Raw genomic sequence first — 16,191 nt, forward strand, 5'->3', positions numbered from 1 at the left:
CTGATTCAAACTTTATTATGGGTAAGAAGTACTTCATGAAACGCGCCTTTGGACTTCTAGTAACACTTTTTTTCTGGGCTTCTCTTGTTCAGGCAAATACAGCAGCTTCATTCGTAGTCGAGGATATCCGTCTAGAGGGTTTGCAAAGGGTATCACCAGGTATTGTTTTCAGAAACTTCCCTGTCTCAGCAGGTGACTCTGTAGACACTTCTGAGCTGGCTAAAGCGTCGCGTAAGCTTTTTGAATCAGGTTATTTTGATGATATTCAATTATTACGTGAAGACTCAGTTTTAGTGCTTAAAATCCAGGAACGCCCGTCTGTAAGTTTGATTAAGTTGGAAGGGAATAAGGTTTTAGAATCTGAAGCGTTACTTGAAGGTTTGAAGCAAACAGGCCTTCAAGAAGGTGATGTGTTTAAGCGCTCAACGTTGGAGCAAATCAAACAAGATGTGGTTGCGGTTTATTCTTCACAGGGTCGATATGGCGCTAGTGTAACTACAGATGTGGATTCATTGCCGGGAAATCGTGTTGCCCTAACAGTGAATATAAAAGAGGGGCGTGTTGCAACTATTCAGCATATAAATATTGTTGGTAATAGCGTTTACAGTGATGAAGAACTTAAAGAACTGTTTTCTTTGAAGTTGTCGAATTTCTGGTCTTTCTTTAGAAAGGATGATCGTTATGCACGTCAGAAACTGTCTGGGGATTTGGAACGCTTACGCTCTTATTACTTAGATAGCGGTTATGTAAATTTTTCCATTGATTCCACACAGGTCTCTATCACTCCAGATAAAAAGCATGTCTATATTACGGTCAATGTAACTGAGGGTGAGTTATATACTGTAAGAGGTTTTGATATTGCCGGTGAAATGGCAATACCAGAAGCTGAACTCGAGTCCGCTGTGCGGGTAGAGACGGGACAAGTGTTTTCTAGGCGATTAGTCACGGAGTCTCAAGAGGCCTTAAGCAGTAAGTTGGGAGATGCTGGTTATATGTTTGCCAATGTTTCTCCTGCGCCTGAACTACATGATGATAATACTGTCACAGTTAAATTCTTTTTAGATCCAGGTAAGCGCACTTATGTCAGACGTGTAAATATCAGAGGAAATACGCGTACGGCAGATGATGTGATACGTCAGCATCTTAAACAGATGGAGGCTGCGGTTGTTTCTAGTGAATTAATTGAGCAGTCTAAAGTTAAATTGGAGAAAACGGGCTACTTTAAAACAGTTGATGTGGCTACATCCCCTGTCCCAGGTAGCACTGATCTGGTTGATATCGAATATTCCGTTGTAGAGCAGCAATCAGGATCTTTCTCAGCAAGCCTCGGTTTTTCACAAACCTCAGGTATTATTTTAGGCTTTCAATTGAAGCAAGATAACTTCTTGGGTACGGGTAAAAAAGTAGGTATTGGTATATCTAACAGTGATACTTTAACTGAGTATTCCTATAGTTTTGTTGATCCTTATTATACCGTTGATGGTGTGAGTCGTGGTTTTGATGTGTATTACCGTGAACGTGATTTTGATGAGGATAATACCAGTGCCTTTTCTACAGACGAATTCGGTGGTGGCGTAAATTTTGGTTATCCAATTGATGACTATCAACGTTTGAATTTTGGTTTGAATGTTGAGCAGGTAACAATTAATACTAACTCCACTGAAACACCTGATGAAATCCTTCAGTATTTATTAGATGAGGGTAATGACTATTTTAATATCAACCTTCGTGGCTCTTGGAGTTCAAACCATTTGAATAGGGGGTATTTCCCAACGAAAGGTTACTCCCAAAGTGCTTCGATTGAACTAGGCCTGCCGGGAAGTGATCTGAGTTATTATAAAGCTTTATATAATGTTAAGTGGTACAGCCCTATTGATGATCAACGCACTTGGGTTATTTCTGCTAAAGGCCGTTTGGGTTATGGCGGTGAGCTAGGTGAGAATGAGTACCCATTTTATAAGCACTTCTTCGCTGGCGGCTTAAAAACTGTACGTGGTTATGAGCAGAACTCGCTAGGTCCACGCGACACAAAAGATGATCCGTTTGGTGGTGATGTTCTAGTTTCAGGTGGTTTGGAATTTATTTTCCCAACACCATTTGTTAAAGATAAATCTTCATGGCGCACACTGTTATTCCTTGATGGAGGTAATGTCTTTGATACGAGTTGCTCATCAGTGTCTTTGGCATCTAACTGTAAGAGTGGTATAGAATTAGATGAATTGCGTTATTCTGCAGGCTTTGGTTTAAGTTGGTTAACACCTATTGGGCCGCTTTCTATTGCGCTTGCAGCGCCGTTAAATGATAAAACAGGCGATGAAACTGAAGTCTTCCAGTTTGCATTGGGTCAAACTTTCTAAGGGATAAGATATGAAATCTAAGATATTGTTAGGTGTTGCTTTAGCAATGAGTATCAGCATGTCTGCGCATGCTGAAAAAATAGCAGTTTTAGGTGTACAGCAGGCGCTGATGGCTTCAGCTGCTGCAGTAGAGTTCCGTAATAGTGTTAAAAGTGAATTTGCTAAAGAAGAGAAAAATCTTTTAGATTTGGAAAAGCAGGTCAAGGCTGCGAGAGATAAAGCTTCCAAAAATAAAGATTTAGCATCACCTGATGAATTGAAGAAAATGAAAATTCAATTCCAAAAGGTATTTTCTGAATACCAGCGAGCTGCTCAAGCTTTACAGCAAAAACGTATGCAGAAAGAACAAGAGTTTATTCAGGAGATGAAGCCTCGTTTAGATAAAGTTATACGTGGCCTGATCGAGAAAGAAGGATATGATGTTGTATTAGCTAAACAGGCAACGTTGTTCGCAAAAAAAGAACTAGATATCACGCCTCGCGTGGTTGAACTGTTGAATAAACAATAGGCTTCTATAGGTTCATGGGAAGTAAAAAATTCACATTAATCGAAATAGCGAACTTCTTGTCATCTGATTTTGTGGGTGATGGTGAGCAAACGCTAAGTTCGTTGGCTACTTTGCAGGCAGCGTCGGCAGGTGAGCTTTCATTTATAGCAAATAAAAGTTATCAGAAGTTTCTTGCGTCAACTGAGGCTTCGGCTGTTATTTTGTCTGCGGACGATTTGGAACATTATTCAGGTAATGCGATAGTTTCAGATAATCCTTATTTGGCTTATGCCAAAGTAAGTCAGTTGTTTGCATATAATCCAGAACAAACATTAGGCATTTCACCATTAGCCAGTGTAGACCCAAGTACAAATGTTAGTTCAAACGCATCAATTGCTCCGGGTGTGTCTATTGCCGCAAATTGTGAAATTGGTGAACGTGTAATTATTGGTGAAAATACGGTGATAGGTGCAAACTGTGTTATTGCAGCGGGTACCGTTATTAAACCTAATGTGACGATTTATCACGGTGTTACTATTGGTGAAAATTGCCTGATTCATAGTGCTGTTGTGCTTGGGTCGGATGGATTTGGTTTTGCTCCTGATGGTAAAGAGTGGGTGAAAATCGCTCAGTTAGGTGGTGTGTTGATTAAGGATAATGTTGAAATTGGGGCCGGTACGACAATTGATCGCGGGGCTCTTGATGATACCGTTATCGGCAAAGGTGCCATCTTAGATAATCTAATTCAAATTGCTCACAATGTTCATATTGGTGAAAATACTGCCATAGCGGGTTGTACTGCTATCGCTGGTAGTACTAAAGTTGGCGCGCATTGCACGATTGCCGGTGCTTGTGGAGTTGCAGGTCACGTAACTATTGCTGACGGCACACATATCACTGGTATGTCTATGATTACAAAATCGATTTCTGAGCCTGGAGTGTATTCGTCAGGCACAGGGATGCTTCCGCATAAAGCGTGGCAGAAAAATGTTATTCGTTTTCGACAGCTAGATGATATGGCTCGTCGTGTTAAGTCTATAGAAGATAAGATTACTGAGATTAAGGGTTCTTAATAAATGATGGATGTGAATGAAATTCGTGAATATCTTCCGCACCGCTATCCTTTCCTTTTGGTGGATAGAGTGCTGGAGTTAGAAAAAGGAGCTTCCATTGTTGCGATTAAGAACGTTACAGTAAATGAGCCTTTCTTTAATGGACACTTTCCAGATCACCCTGTGATGCCGGGTGTTTTAATTGTTGAAGCAATGGCTCAGGCTGCAGGAATCCTTGGTTTTAAAACCATGGATAAAAAACCTCAAGATGGGTCAATCTACTATTTTGTTGGTGCTGATAAATTACGTTTTAAACGACCAGTAGTGCCTGGTGATCAGCTGAAGCTTGAAGCATCAATACTGTCAGAAAAGCGTGGGATCTGGAAATTTGAGGTGCGTGCATCTGTTGATGGTGATACCGTAAGTAGTGCAACCATTTTGTGTGCTGATAGAAAGGTTTAAATCTTGATCGATTCTCGTGCTGTCATTGACCCGTCCGCTAAACTCGCAAGTGATGTAGTCGTTGGCCCGTGGACTCTTATTGGGCCTGATGTAGAGATTGGTGCGGGTACTGTCATTGGCCCGCATGTCGTTATCAAAGGCCCTACAGTAATCGGTGAGAATAATCGAATTTTTCAATTCGCTTCAGTAGGTGAGGATTGCCAGGACAAAAAGTATGCAGGTGAGCCGACCAAGCTGATTGTGGGTGATAATAACGTCATTCGTGAAGGTGTAACTATCCACAGGGGAACCGTCCAAGATGCGGGTGTGACCATTGTTGGTAGTGATAATCTTTTCATGGCTTATGCACATGTGGCGCATGATTGTGTTGTGGGTGATAACGTTATTATGGCGAATAACACCGCAATCGCAGGACATGTACATATAGGTGATTGGACTATTTTAGGCGGTTTCACCGCTGTGCATCAGTTTTGCCGTATAGGTGCTCATGTTATGTGCGGTACAAGTACGGTCGTCCTCAAAGATATACCTGATTATATTATGGCGAATGGAAATACAGCGTCCCCGCATGGTATTAATGTAGAGGGGCTGAAGCGTCGCGGTTTTTCAGCTGATGCAATCGCCAATATTCGTCGTGCATATAAAATTATCTACCGCCAGAAATTAACAGTGGCACAGGCAATAACTGCGCTCCAGGCTTTAGCTGCTACTTGTCCTGAAATTGATTCCCTTATTCATTCTATAGAGTCATCTAACCGCGGCATTATACGCTAGGAGACGCTATGCCTAATCCACTACGCATAGGTATTGTTGCGGGTGAAGCGTCGGGTGATATCCTTGCTGCGGGTTTAATTCATTCTCTTAAGGCTAGATTCCCTGACCTCGTTTTTGAAGGGATTGGAGGGGAATTGATGATGGCTGAAGGTTTTCGGTCCCATTATCCTATGGAGCGCCTTTCCGTTATGGGACTCGTTGAAGTGCTTAGCCGTTTGCCTGAACTGCTAGGTATTAGAAAAAAACTTACACAATCGTTTATCGATAATCCTCCTGATCTATTCATCGGCGTTGATGCACCTGATTTTACGCTTGCAATGGAGGGACGCTTAAAAAAAGCAGGTATTCCCACTGTTCATTATGTAAGCCCTTCCGTGTGGGCTTGGAAACCTAAGCGTATCTTCAAGATTAAAGAAACGACCGATCTTGTTCTTGCTTTACTCCCTTTTGAGCCTGCATGCTATGAAGAAACTCAGCAGCGAATAGAGTTTGTAGGTCATCCACTAGCGGATCAAATAGCTGAAGATGAAAGCTTGTTTAGTGCTCGATCATTGTTTGGAATTGATGAGGGTGATCGTGTGCTGGCTATTCTCCCAGGAAGTCGGGGGAGTGAAGTTAAATACCTGGCAGAGCCTTTTTTAATGACTGCCAGGTGGTTGCAGGAGCAGGAGCCTAAGCTTGTCTTTGTTTTGCCGGCCGCAAACCAAAAATTATATGACCTGTTGGAATCCTTAATTCAGGATAAGTTCTCAGATTTAAATATCTGTCTTGTTTTAAAGCAATCTAGACAGGTGCTTGCCGCATCAGATGCGGTGCTAATAGCCTCTGGAACGGCAACGTTGGAAGCGACATTGTTAAAAAAACCGATGGTGGTCGCTTATAAGATGGCTTCTATTACCGCTGCTATTTATTCTCGGATGCTTCGCTCTAAATATATTTCATTACCAAATCTGCTCGCTGATGAGATGCTTGTACCGGAAATTTTACAGGATGCAGTTAAACCTGAGGTTATGGGTGAGGCGATATTAAGAGCTTTAAATGATAAAAAGTATCGACAGTATCTTGAGCAGCGTTATGATGAGATTTATGCTCAAGTGCATCATAATGCTGATGAGCGCGCTGCTGATGCAATTGTTCACTTACTTCAAGATAAAGGTGTTATCTGATGCAATTTGCTGCGCTTGATTCAAAACAAATCATAGCGGGTGTTGATGAGGTTGGTCGAGGCCCGTTGGTGGGAAATGTTGTTGCAGCAGCAGTTGTGCTTGATCCCAATAATCCTATTGAAGGTTTAGCTGATTCAAAAAAGCTCACAGAAAAGCGCCGTAATGCCTTAAATGTTGAGATCCTTGAAAAGTCGTTATCTTGGTGTATCGCTTCTGCTACACCTGCTGAAATTGATCAGCTAAATATTCTCCATGCATCTATGTTGGCGATGCAAAGAGCTATTGAAGGGCTAAAGATAACGCCTGATTTTGCTTATATCGATGGCAATCGGTGCCCTGATTTGAAGTGTGCCAGCGAAGCGGTAGTGAAAGGCGATAGTAAGATAGCTGAGATTAGTGCCGCTTCAATCATAGCCAAAGTGGCCAGAGACCGTGAAATGAAAGATCTCGATCTGCTGCACCCCGAATATGGTTTTGCAAAACATAAAGGCTATCCTACAGCTTTGCATTTTGAAGCGTTAGCTAAGTATGGCCCTTTGCCTCAGCATCGACGTAGCTTTAAACCTGTAAAAAAGCTGCTTGAGCAGTCCTAATTTAATCAATATTTTGATCGAGTCCTATGTCTGATCCACAGTTTGTCCATCTTCGTGTACACACAGAATTTTCGTTAGTTGATGGGTTAGTTCGCGTTAAAGAACTTGTTGCCGCAGCAAAGGCTAATAATATGCCTGCTGTTGCAATGACCGATCAAACTAACTTTTTTGCTCTGATAAAGTTCTATAAAGCGGCTACAGCGAACGGTATTAAGCCGATCTGCGGAGCTGATCTTTGGCTGGAAAACCCAGAGGAGCCAGGCGGCGATCCTTATCGGTTAACCTTAATAGTTCGTAATGCCGAAGGTTATTTGAACTTAATGGAGCTCATTTCGCAGGCTTACTTTGAAGGTCAGAATATCATTCATGATATGGCTTTGGTTAAGCGAGAGTGGGTAGCCGAAAAGTCTGCTGGACTGATTGCGCTTTCGGGGGCGAAAAAAGGCGAAATTGGGCATGCAATCTTATCTGAAAATGAGCAGGCTGGTAGTCTTTTAGAGTATTGGATGGGGGTTTTCCCTAATGCATTTTATTTGGAAGTGCAGCGTACAGGGCGTGCTGGTGATGAGCAGGTTGTGCATGGTTCTGTTGCGTTAGCTAAACAATACAACTGTCCCGTTGTGGCAACAAACGACGTTATGTTTGTAAGTGCTGATGATTTTGAAGCGCACGAAGTCAGGGTCTGTATTAACCAAGGTCGTGCTTTTGAGGATCCTACACGCCCTAAAGATTACAGCGAAGAACAATACTTCCGATCTCAAGAAGAGATGGTCGAGCTCTTCAGTGATATACCCTCGGCAGTCAGTAATAGTGTGGAGATTGCTAAACGCTGCAATATTGATATTGAAATAGGAACCTATTACTTACCGAAATACCCTATCCCTGAAGGGATGTTGATGGATGACTATTTCCGCAAAGTGTCATATGACGGATTAGAAGAAAGATTGGCGATTCTTCTTGATAAAGATGATGCGGAATATGAAGCAAAGCGTCAGGAGTATATAGACCGTTTAGAGTTTGAGTTAGATATCATTATTCAAATGGGTTTCCCCGGTTATTTCCTTATCGTAATGGACTTCATTATGTGGGGTAAAGAAAACGGCGTACCGGTTGGGCCGGGGCGTGGTTCAGGTGCCGGCTCTTTGGTCGCTTATGTACAGAAAATTACCGATCTGGACCCATTGGAATACGATCTTCTATTTGAGCGATTCTTAAACCCTGAACGTGTATCTATGCCGGATTTCGATATCGATTTCTGTATGGATAACCGTGATAAGGTTATTGATTATGTAGCGCGCACTTACGGTCGAGATGCAGTATCCCAGATTGTTACATTCGGTACGATGGCGGCTAAAGCAGTTGTACGTGATGTTGCGCGAGTGCAGGGGAAACCGTTCGGGCTTGCTGATCGTCTATCAAAACTTATCCCCTTCGAAGTTGGTATTACGCTTAAAAAGGCAATGGAACAGGAGCCTTTATTGAGTGATTTTGTGAACTCTAGCGCTGAGGCGCAAGAGATCATGGATATGGCGTATAAGCTTGAAGGTATTACCCGAAATGTAGGTAAGCATGCGGGTGGTGTAGTTATCGCACCAACCAAGCTAACAGACTTTTCTGCTACCTACTGTGACGAGGAAGGTAAAGGGGTTGTTACTCAGTTTGATAAAGGTGATGTAGAAGAAGCGGGCTTGGTTAAGTTCGACTTCTTGGGTTTGCGTACCTTAACAATTATCGATTGGGCGCTTAAGACTGTTAATCGAGTGAGAGCAAAAAATAATGAAGAGCCGCTTGATATAGCATTAATTGATCTAGAGGATCGTAAAACATTTGATCTTCTACAGTCCGCGGAAACTACAGCTGTTTTCCAGCTGGAATCCAGCGGTATGAAAGACCTTGTTCGTCGATTGCTGCCCTCTCGTTTTGAGGATATTGTCGCGCTTGTAGCATTGTTCCGTCCGGGGCCTCTGCAATCCGGAATGGTAGATGACTTTATTAACCGTAAGCACGGCCGTGCTGAAATGGCATGGCCGCATTCAGATTATCAGTTAGATAGTTTGCAGCCTGTATTGGAGCCAACCTACGGTATCATCTTGTATCAAGAGCAGGTTATGCAGATTGCTCAGGTTATGGCGGGCTATACCTTAGGTGGTGCAGATATGCTCCGCCGAGCAATGGGTAAGAAAAAACCTGAAGAGATGGCCAAGCAGCGGGCATCCTTTTTGGAAGGGTCTGAAGGTAATGGGATCGATCGGGATTTGGCAGGAAATATCTTCGATCTGGTTGAAAAATTTGCAGGTTATGGTTTTAACAAATCTCACTCTGCAGCTTACGCGTTAGTTTCTTATCAGACCGCTTGGCTAAAAACACATTATCCTGCTCCCTTTATGGCTGCGGTGCTTTCTTCGGATATGCAAAACACGGATAAAGTCGTGATTTTCGTTGAAGAGTGCCGGCAGATGAAAATCCCACCGACGCTACCCGATGTTAATAGCGGCGATTTTCTTTTTACCGTCAATGATGAAGGCGAGATCGTATATGGCTTGGGTGCGATTAAAGGGGTGGGTGAAGGTCCGATTGAAGCGATTGTTGAAGCGCGCTCATCCGGAGAAGAGTTTAAAGATATCTTCGATTTCTGTGAGCGGGTAGGCGCTAAAAAGTTAAACAAAAGAGTGCTTGAAGCGCTTGTGCGTTCAGGGGCTTTGGATAAACTTGGCGCTGAACGTGCCGTGCTTTGGAAGGCGATCCCTGATGCACTTCAAGCGGCAGATCAATCGGCTAAAAACCAAGATGCAGGCATGTTTGATATGTTTGGTGAGGTTGAGGCTGAGTCAGGTCGCTGCCCTTACGAGGATTATAAAGGGATACGCCCTTGGACTGACAAAGAGCGTCTTACAGGTGAAAGAGATACATTAGGTTTATATCTGACAGGTCACCCTATCGATGAATATGAATCTGAATTAAAGCATTTCATTAGTAAACGTATCGTTGAATTACAGCCTGCTCGTGGTCAGATGCAGAAAATGGCTGGGTTGGTTGTGGAAATTCGTTTAAAGAAAACGAAGAAAGGGGATAATCTCTGTTTTGTGACCCTAGATGATCGTAGTGCTCGTATTGATGTGACATTGTTTGGCGATACCTATGATGATGTTAGAGAGATGATTCAGAAAGATACGGTGCTGATTGTTGAAGGTGAAGTCGCAGAAGATCATTTCTCGGGCGGTATGAAGGTGAGGGTTAGTAAAGTGCTTACTATTCCTCTAGCTCGGGCACAGTATGCAAGGGGTGTTCAAGTTGTTGCGGATGAAAGTCATTTTAAAGGGCGGAAACTAAAAGAGTTTGAAGGGCTTCTCAATAATTATAAGTTGGGAGGGGCTCTGCCGATAAAAGTTAAATACCAAAGAGAAGATGCTGAGGCCATTTTGACCTTAGGGGATGACTGGCTTGTGCAGGCTAATGATGAGTTATTGATCGATTTAATGGACCGTTTTGGTCATGATGCGGTCTCTTTGACGTACTAGGACTGGTCCTTGGTGGCTCAAAAAGGTACACTTTGGGCAATTTTTCACTTAAGAATAGATGAGTCATATGAATCCGAACTATCTGGATTTTGAACAGCCGATCGCTGAGCTGCAGGCAAAAATTGAAGAGCTACGTCTAGTTGGAGATGATACAGCTGAATTAAATATCTCCGAAGAGATCTCGCGTCTGGAAGGTAAAAGCCGTTCCTTAACTGAATCTATATTTTCTGATCTATCTGCATGGCAGGTATCTCAGTTAGCGCGCCATCCTCAGCGTCCTTATACGCTGGATTACATTGAGTATATCTTTGATGAATTTGATGAAATCCACGGTGATCGTCATTTTGCTGATGATCAAGCAATCGTAGGTGGTGTCGCTCGTTTAGATGAGATGCCAGTTATGGTTATTGGTCATCAAAAAGGACGTGGTGTGCGTGAGCGTCAGCAGCGTAACTTCGGTATGCCTCGCCCTGAAGGATATCGCAAAGCGCTACGCATGATGGAAATGGCTGAACGTTTTAAGATGCCAATCATGACGTTTATCGATACGCCAGGTGCTTACCCTGGTATTGATGCTGAAGAGCGTGGCCAATCAGAAGCGATCGCTTTCAATCTGGCAAAAATGTCGCAGTTGAAAACGCCAATTATCTCCACTGTTATCGGTGAAGGTGGTTCCGGTGGTGCCTTAGCTATTGGTGTATGTGATGAATTAATGATGATGAGTTATTCAACTTATTCCGTTATTTCACCTGAAGGTTGTGCTTCCATTCTATGGAAAAGTGCTGATCGTGCTGCTGATGCTGCAAAAGCGATGGGTATTACTTCTGATCGTTTACATCAATTAGGCTTGGTGGATCAGATCATCAGTGAGCCTCTTGGTGGTGCTCATCGTGATCCAGCACTTACCGCGGCTAATCTAAAGAGACATTTGCTTGAGGTTGTGGGCAAGCTAAATGACTTACCGATTGATGAATTGCTTGAAAGGCGCTATCAGCGTTTGATGGCTTATGGTTTCGGCGGTGAAGAGTAACCCGGAAGGGGTTGCAGCTTTACAAAAATGTGAGCGCCAGTTTTGTTGTGCGCTCTCATCTTTTCTTTCAGAAAATCCGCATGTTAAACGTTGGGTTATTGCTCATAGCGGTGGTCTCGACTCTCAGCTGTTATTGCATTTAGCGGCTAAAAGAATTCCCTCTACCTCCCTGTTAGTTCTACATATCAATCATCACTTGCAGGCCTCCTCTGGGCGGTGGGCTGAATTTTCCTTAACGCAATCACGTCAGTTATCTTTGCATCATCAATCAATAGATGTATATCCAGCAAGCCAGTCAGAAAACTCTGCGAGAGAAGCAAGGTATGCAGCGTTTGAAGAAGTGATTGAGTCTGGGGATTGTCTGTTAATGGGGCATCATGCGGATGATCAGGCTGAAACTGTGCTTTTTAGAATGCTGCGTGGTTCCGGGTTGGCAGGCATGTCTGGAATTACCCCGAGTCGTACCCTCGGGCAAGGATATTTGTTGCGCCCTTTGTTGCAATTAAGCCGTCTTGATTTAGAGAGGGCGGTCAGTGAGTCAGGTATTGAATTTATTGATGATCCGAGCAATGTAGATGAGAATTATGATCGAAATTATCTGCGTCATCAAATAATACCCGTTCTGAAAAAACGTTGGCCTAATATGCTGGAACGCTGGGAAAAGAATGCCCAGCTTTTTTCTCAATCTAATCAGCTCTTAGAGAGTTATTTGGATGCAGATTTATCTGGTCTGGTTGATGAGCAACGACTCTGTTTGGATATTGAAAGGCTCCTTCAGTTCGACGAGTTAAGAGGTTTTGCTCTTTTACGGCATTGGTTGTATAAAAAAACCAAAATGCGTGCCAATCAAAAGCAGCTCGAAACTATTTTTTCTGATGTTCTGAAGGCTCAATTAGATGCGAATCCTATTTATCGTATTGGCCAGTACGACCTTCGCCGCTTTCTCGGGCAGCTCTATATCGTTAAGCCCCGAGAGTTGGTTGGGGATGATTGTAAAAGTGAAGCACAGATATCTGGTGTAGGCGAGTATCGTTTACCAGGTGGATTGCTGACAGTTCGGAGCGCTTCTTTAGGAATAAAAGAGAGCGCGGGTCTAATGGTGAGATATAGGCAGGGGGGCGAGCGTTGTCGGCCTGCGGGTAAAAAGCACTCCATGTTGGTTAAAAAATTGTTGCAAGAGGCCGCGGTACCTACTTGGTTAAGAGAGCATTGGCCCTTGCTATATATGGGTGAAGAGTTGGTTGCTGTGCCTGGAATTTGCATTTGTGAAGGGTGGTATACAGAAAAGTCGGGATTTTCTCTTTTATGGCACCCATTTTAATTGTCTGATTGGCGCTAATTTGCTATCTTATAGCGCCATCTCCACCATAAAATTTCCTCGTATACTACACGATCAAACAGGTTCTGCATGACGCGATATATTTTCGTAACAGGCGGTGTTGTGTCCTCATTGGGCAAAGGCATCGCATCCGCATCTCTCGCTGCTATTTTGGAAGCAAGAGGGCTGAAAGTAACTATGTTGAAACTGGATCCATATATTAATGTGGACCCGGGAACAATGAGCCCAATTCAGCACGGTGAAGTGTTTGTTACTGAGGATGGAGCAGAAACTGACCTAGACCTTGGTCATTATGAGCGCTTTATTCGTACGACGATGAGTAAACGTAATAATTTTACTGCTGGACGTATTTATCAGCATGTATTACGTAAAGAGCGTCGTGGTGATTATTTAGGTGGAACAGTACAAGTTATCCCTCATATTACAGATGAAATTAAGCGTCGTGTGATTGAAGGTGCAGGTGATGCTGATGTTGCGCTTGTAGAGATTGGCGGAACTGTAGGTGATATTGAGTCACTTCCTTTTATGGAAGCCGTTCGACAATTAAAAGCGGAACTCGGTTCATCGCGTGCAATGTTTATGCACTTGACCTTAGTTCCTTATATTGCCACAGCGGGTGAAATTAAAACCAAACCTTCTCAGCACTCGGTTAAAGAGTTGCGTTCAATTGGTATTCAGCCCGATATTTTGGTTTGTCGTTCTGATTTTCCTATTCCTGATTCTTCACGTCGTAAGCTTTCTTTGTTTACCAATGTTGAAGAGCGTGCGGTTGTTTCATTGCCGGATGCCGATACTATTTACAATATTCCACGTATGTTGTCTGACCAGAACTTAGATGACATCGTTATCGAACGTTTTAATCTAGAGTGCAACGACGCTGACCTAAGTGAATGGGATCGTGTTGCTGATGCTCATCTGAACCCAGAGGGTGAAGTGAAGATTGCCATGGTTGGTAAATACATGGAGCTTCTGGATGCGTATAAGTCTTTGATCGAAGCACTTTCTCATGCCGGTATAGCGTTAAAGAGAAAGGTTAAGATTGAGTGTATCGATTCTGAACGTGTTGAGCGTGAAGGTGTTGAGATTCTAGAGGGTATGAGTGCAATACTTGTTCCCGGTGGATTTGGTGAGCGTGGCGTAGAAGGTAAAATTAATGCCGTTCGTTATGCCCGAGAGAATAAAGTTCCTTACCTAGGTATCTGCTTAGGGATGCAAGTTGCGGTTATCGAATTTGCTCGTAATGTTGCTGGTTTAGAAGGCGCGACCTCTTCTGAATTTGATTCAAATGCTGAGCACCCTGTCGTTGGTCTTATTACTGAGTGGATGACATCTGAAGGTGGTGTCGAAACGCGCGGTGAAACTGATGATTTAGGTGGCACTATGCGTTTAGGTGCGCAGGTTTGTCACTTAGCTGAAGGCTCAACAGCCGCAGCGGCTTATGGAGCTAATGAGATCACGGAACGCCATCGTCACCGTTATGAAGTCAATGATAATTATGTAGCTCAACTGGAAAAAGCGGGTCTACGTATTTCTGGTCGTTCTGTTGACGGTGAATTGGTTGAGGTTGTTGAGGTGGCTGACCATCCTTGGTTTGTTGCTTGTCAATTCCACCCTGAGTTCACTTCAACGCCACGTGATGGTCATGGCCTATTTACAGGCTTTATTCAAGCAGCCATTGATCAGCGGGCTAAATAAGACAATATTTATGGAATGGGGGTTAAGGCCCCCTGAACAAGAAAATTCTGGAGCTTTTACACATGACACAGATTGCTAATATCAAAGCCCGCGAAGTATTGGATTCTCGTGGTAACCCAACGGTTGAAGCTGACGTTATTTTAGCGTCAGGCGTTGTTGCTTCTGCGTGTGCACCATCGGGTGCATCAACAGGTTCTCGCGAAGCGCTTGAGCTACGTGATGGCGACAAGGCTCGCTATTTAGGTAAAGGTGTATTAAAGGCTGTTGCAGCAGTCAACGGTGTTGTTCGCGAAGCTTTGACTGGAATGGATGTTACAGACCAGCGTGCTTTAGATAACAAAATGCTTGAGCTAGATGGCACTGAAAACAAAGAAAACCTAGGTGCTAATGCTATTTTGGCTGTTTCATTGGCAGCGGCTAAAGCTGCTGCAGCGGAGAAAGGTATTCCTTTGTATGCGCATATCGCTGAAATCAATGGCACACCAGGTCAGTTCTCTTTACCTGTGCCGATGATGAATATCATCAATGGTGGTGAGCATGCTGATAACAATGTCGATATCCAAGAGTTTATGGTTCAGCCGGTTAACTTTGATAAGTTCTCCGATGGCTTGCGCTGTGGTGCTGAGATCTTCCATGCATTGAAGTCTGTACTGAAAAATAAAGGTTTGAACACGGCTGTAGGTGATGAGGGTGGTTTTGCACCTAACCTTGCTTCCAATGAAGAAGCTTTGGTTGTCATTAAAGAAGCGATTTCAAATGCGGGTTATGAGCTTGGCAAAGATATCACGCTAGCGTTGGATTGTGCCGCTTCTGAATTCTATAAAGATGGTAAGTATGACCTTTCAGGCGAAGGAAAAGTGTTTGATGCTGAAGGTTTTAGTGATTACCTTGCTGCGTTGACTGAAAACTATCCAATTGTTTCTATTGAAGATGGACTAGATGAGTCAGATTGGGATGGTTGGGCTTACCTTACTAAGCAGATCGGTGAAAAGGTTCAGCTAGTAGGTGATGACCTGTTTGTTACGAATACTAAGATTCTTAGCCGTGGTATTGAGCAAGGTATTGGTAACTCGATTTTGATTAAATTCAATCAGATCGGTTCTCTATCTGAAACATTAGACGCAATTAAAATGGCGAAAGATGCCGGCTTTACAGTTGTTATCTCTCACCGTTCTGGTGAGACAGAAGATACAACGATTGCTGATCTTGCTGTAGGTACTGCTGCTGGTCAGATTAAAACGGGTTCTTTGTGTCGTTCTGATCGTGTTGCTAAGTACAACCGTCTTCTACGAATTGAAGAAGAGCTGGGTGCTGATGCGGTTTATAATGGTTTAAAAGAAATTAAAGGTCAGGGCTAAGCGTAGTCTGTTGATCAATAGTCTGATATAAAAAGGGGGCATCTGCCCTCTTTTTTTGCGTATAGAATCTCTATGTATCGTTGGTTAATTGCATTGCTGATCGTACTTTTCTTTGGACTGCAATATAGATTGTGGTTTGGGGAAAATAGTGTGCGTGATATTTGGGATTTGGATGCGAAAATTGAGTTACAGAAAACAATTAACAAAGAACTCAGTCAACGAAATAGTGAGTTAGAAGCAGAGGTGCAGGATCTTAAAAAAGGTTATGCAGCTTTGGAAGAAAGAGCCCGAAGTGAGTTGGGTATGATTCGTAAAGGTGAGACCTTTTTTCAATTGGTTGAACCAGTAGATGAGAATTAA

Annotated in this window: 13 protein-coding genes; all 13 read left to right on the forward strand. The window is 43.2% G+C overall.

The window, feature by feature from the left end:
* The first annotated feature begins 35 nt into the window (after nucleotides 1-35).
* Nucleotides 36-2,357 (forward strand): outer membrane protein assembly factor BamA, encoded by a 2,322-nt coding sequence (bamA, locus tag B4K11_RS11525; protein ID WP_292956773.1) that lies wholly within the window; start codon nucleotides 36-38, stop codon nucleotides 2,355-2,357.
* A gap of 10 nt (nucleotides 2,358-2,367) precedes the next feature.
* Nucleotides 2,368-2,865: an OmpH family outer membrane protein gene (locus B4K11_RS11530; RefSeq protein ID WP_292956776.1), complete on the forward strand. Its 498-nt coding sequence runs from the start codon at nucleotides 2,368-2,370 to the stop codon at nucleotides 2,863-2,865.
* A 14-nt stretch (nucleotides 2,866-2,879) separates the two neighbouring features.
* On the forward strand, nucleotides 2,880-3,917 hold the full coding sequence (lpxD, locus tag B4K11_RS11535) for a UDP-3-O-(3-hydroxymyristoyl)glucosamine N-acyltransferase (protein ID WP_292956779.1): 1,038 nt from the start codon (nucleotides 2,880-2,882) through the stop codon (nucleotides 3,915-3,917).
* Between the two features lie 3 nt (nucleotides 3,918-3,920).
* Nucleotides 3,921-4,358, forward strand: coding sequence for a 3-hydroxyacyl-ACP dehydratase FabZ (gene fabZ, locus B4K11_RS11540; RefSeq protein ID WP_292956782.1), 438 nt, complete (start codon nucleotides 3,921-3,923; stop codon nucleotides 4,356-4,358).
* Between the two features lie 3 nt (nucleotides 4,359-4,361).
* The gene (gene lpxA, locus B4K11_RS11545; RefSeq protein WP_292956785.1) at nucleotides 4,362-5,132 is read left to right on the forward strand and encodes an acyl-ACP--UDP-N-acetylglucosamine O-acyltransferase; all 771 of its coding nucleotides are present in this window, start codon (nucleotides 4,362-4,364) and stop codon (nucleotides 5,130-5,132) included.
* An 8-nt stretch (nucleotides 5,133-5,140) separates the two neighbouring features.
* Entirely contained in the window at nucleotides 5,141-6,298 is a 1,158-nt protein-coding gene (gene lpxB, locus B4K11_RS11550; protein ID WP_292956788.1) for a lipid-A-disaccharide synthase, read from the forward strand.
* Nucleotides 6,298-6,891 (forward strand): ribonuclease HII, encoded by a 594-nt coding sequence (gene rnhB / locus B4K11_RS11555; protein ID WP_292956791.1) that lies wholly within the window; start codon nucleotides 6,298-6,300, stop codon nucleotides 6,889-6,891. Before lpxB ends, rnhB begins: the two co-directional genes overlap by 1 nt.
* A 26-nt stretch (nucleotides 6,892-6,917) precedes the next feature.
* Nucleotides 6,918-10,409: a DNA polymerase III subunit alpha gene (dnaE, locus tag B4K11_RS11560; RefSeq protein WP_292956794.1), complete on the forward strand. Its 3,492-nt coding sequence runs from the start codon at nucleotides 6,918-6,920 to the stop codon at nucleotides 10,407-10,409.
* A gap of 67 nt (nucleotides 10,410-10,476) precedes the next feature.
* Nucleotides 10,477-11,439, forward strand: coding sequence for an acetyl-CoA carboxylase carboxyl transferase subunit alpha (gene accA, locus B4K11_RS11565; protein ID WP_292956797.1), 963 nt, complete (start codon nucleotides 10,477-10,479; stop codon nucleotides 11,437-11,439).
* Nucleotides 11,429-12,760: a tRNA lysidine(34) synthetase TilS gene (tilS, locus tag B4K11_RS11570; RefSeq protein WP_292959388.1), complete on the forward strand. Its 1,332-nt coding sequence runs from the start codon at nucleotides 11,429-11,431 to the stop codon at nucleotides 12,758-12,760. The genes accA and tilS overlap by 11 nt, the downstream gene beginning before the upstream one ends.
* Before the next feature lie 87 nt (nucleotides 12,761-12,847).
* A complete protein-coding gene (locus B4K11_RS11575; protein ID WP_292951570.1) occupies nucleotides 12,848-14,473 on the forward strand; it encodes a CTP synthase in 1,626 nt (541 codons plus the stop codon).
* 62 nt (nucleotides 14,474-14,535) lie between these two features.
* Complete coding sequence (eno, locus tag B4K11_RS11580; RefSeq protein WP_292951573.1) at nucleotides 14,536-15,831, forward strand: phosphopyruvate hydratase; 1,296 nt, start codon at nucleotides 14,536-14,538, stop codon at nucleotides 15,829-15,831.
* A gap of 72 nt (nucleotides 15,832-15,903) precedes the next feature.
* Nucleotides 15,904-16,191, forward strand: coding sequence for a cell division protein FtsB (gene ftsB, locus B4K11_RS11585; RefSeq protein WP_292951576.1), 288 nt, complete (start codon nucleotides 15,904-15,906; stop codon nucleotides 16,189-16,191).

This window comes from Neptuniibacter sp. UBA6509, assembly GCA_002435145.1.
GTDB lineage: Bacteria > Pseudomonadota > Gammaproteobacteria > Pseudomonadales > Balneatricaceae > Neptuniibacter.

Bases quoted from the DNA above. Each gene is read 5' to 3' on its own strand.
- bamA (WP_292956773.1), top strand. From the start codon at position 36: ATGAAACGCGCCTTTGGACTTCTAGTAACACTTTTTTTCTGGGCTTCT.
- B4K11_RS11530 (WP_292956776.1), top strand. From the start codon at position 2,368: ATGAAATCTAAGATATTGTTAGGTGTTGCTTTAGCAATGAGTATCAGC.
- lpxD (WP_292956779.1), top strand. From the start codon at position 2,880: ATGGGAAGTAAAAAATTCACATTAATCGAAATAGCGAACTTCTTGTCA.
- fabZ (WP_292956782.1), top strand. From the start codon at position 3,921: ATGATGGATGTGAATGAAATTCGTGAATATCTTCCGCACCGCTATCCT.
- lpxB (WP_292956788.1), top strand. From the start codon at position 5,141: ATGCCTAATCCACTACGCATAGGTATTGTTGCGGGTGAAGCGTCGGGT.
- rnhB (WP_292956791.1), top strand. From the start codon at position 6,298: ATGCAATTTGCTGCGCTTGATTCAAAACAAATCATAGCGGGTGTTGAT.
- dnaE (WP_292956794.1), top strand. From the start codon at position 6,918: ATGTCTGATCCACAGTTTGTCCATCTTCGTGTACACACAGAATTTTCG.
- accA (WP_292956797.1), top strand. From the start codon at position 10,477: ATGAATCCGAACTATCTGGATTTTGAACAGCCGATCGCTGAGCTGCAG.
- B4K11_RS11575 (WP_292951570.1), top strand. From the start codon at position 12,848: ATGACGCGATATATTTTCGTAACAGGCGGTGTTGTGTCCTCATTGGGC.
- eno (WP_292951573.1), top strand. From the start codon at position 14,536: ATGACACAGATTGCTAATATCAAAGCCCGCGAAGTATTGGATTCTCGT.
- ftsB (WP_292951576.1), top strand. From the start codon at position 15,904: ATGTATCGTTGGTTAATTGCATTGCTGATCGTACTTTTCTTTGGACTG.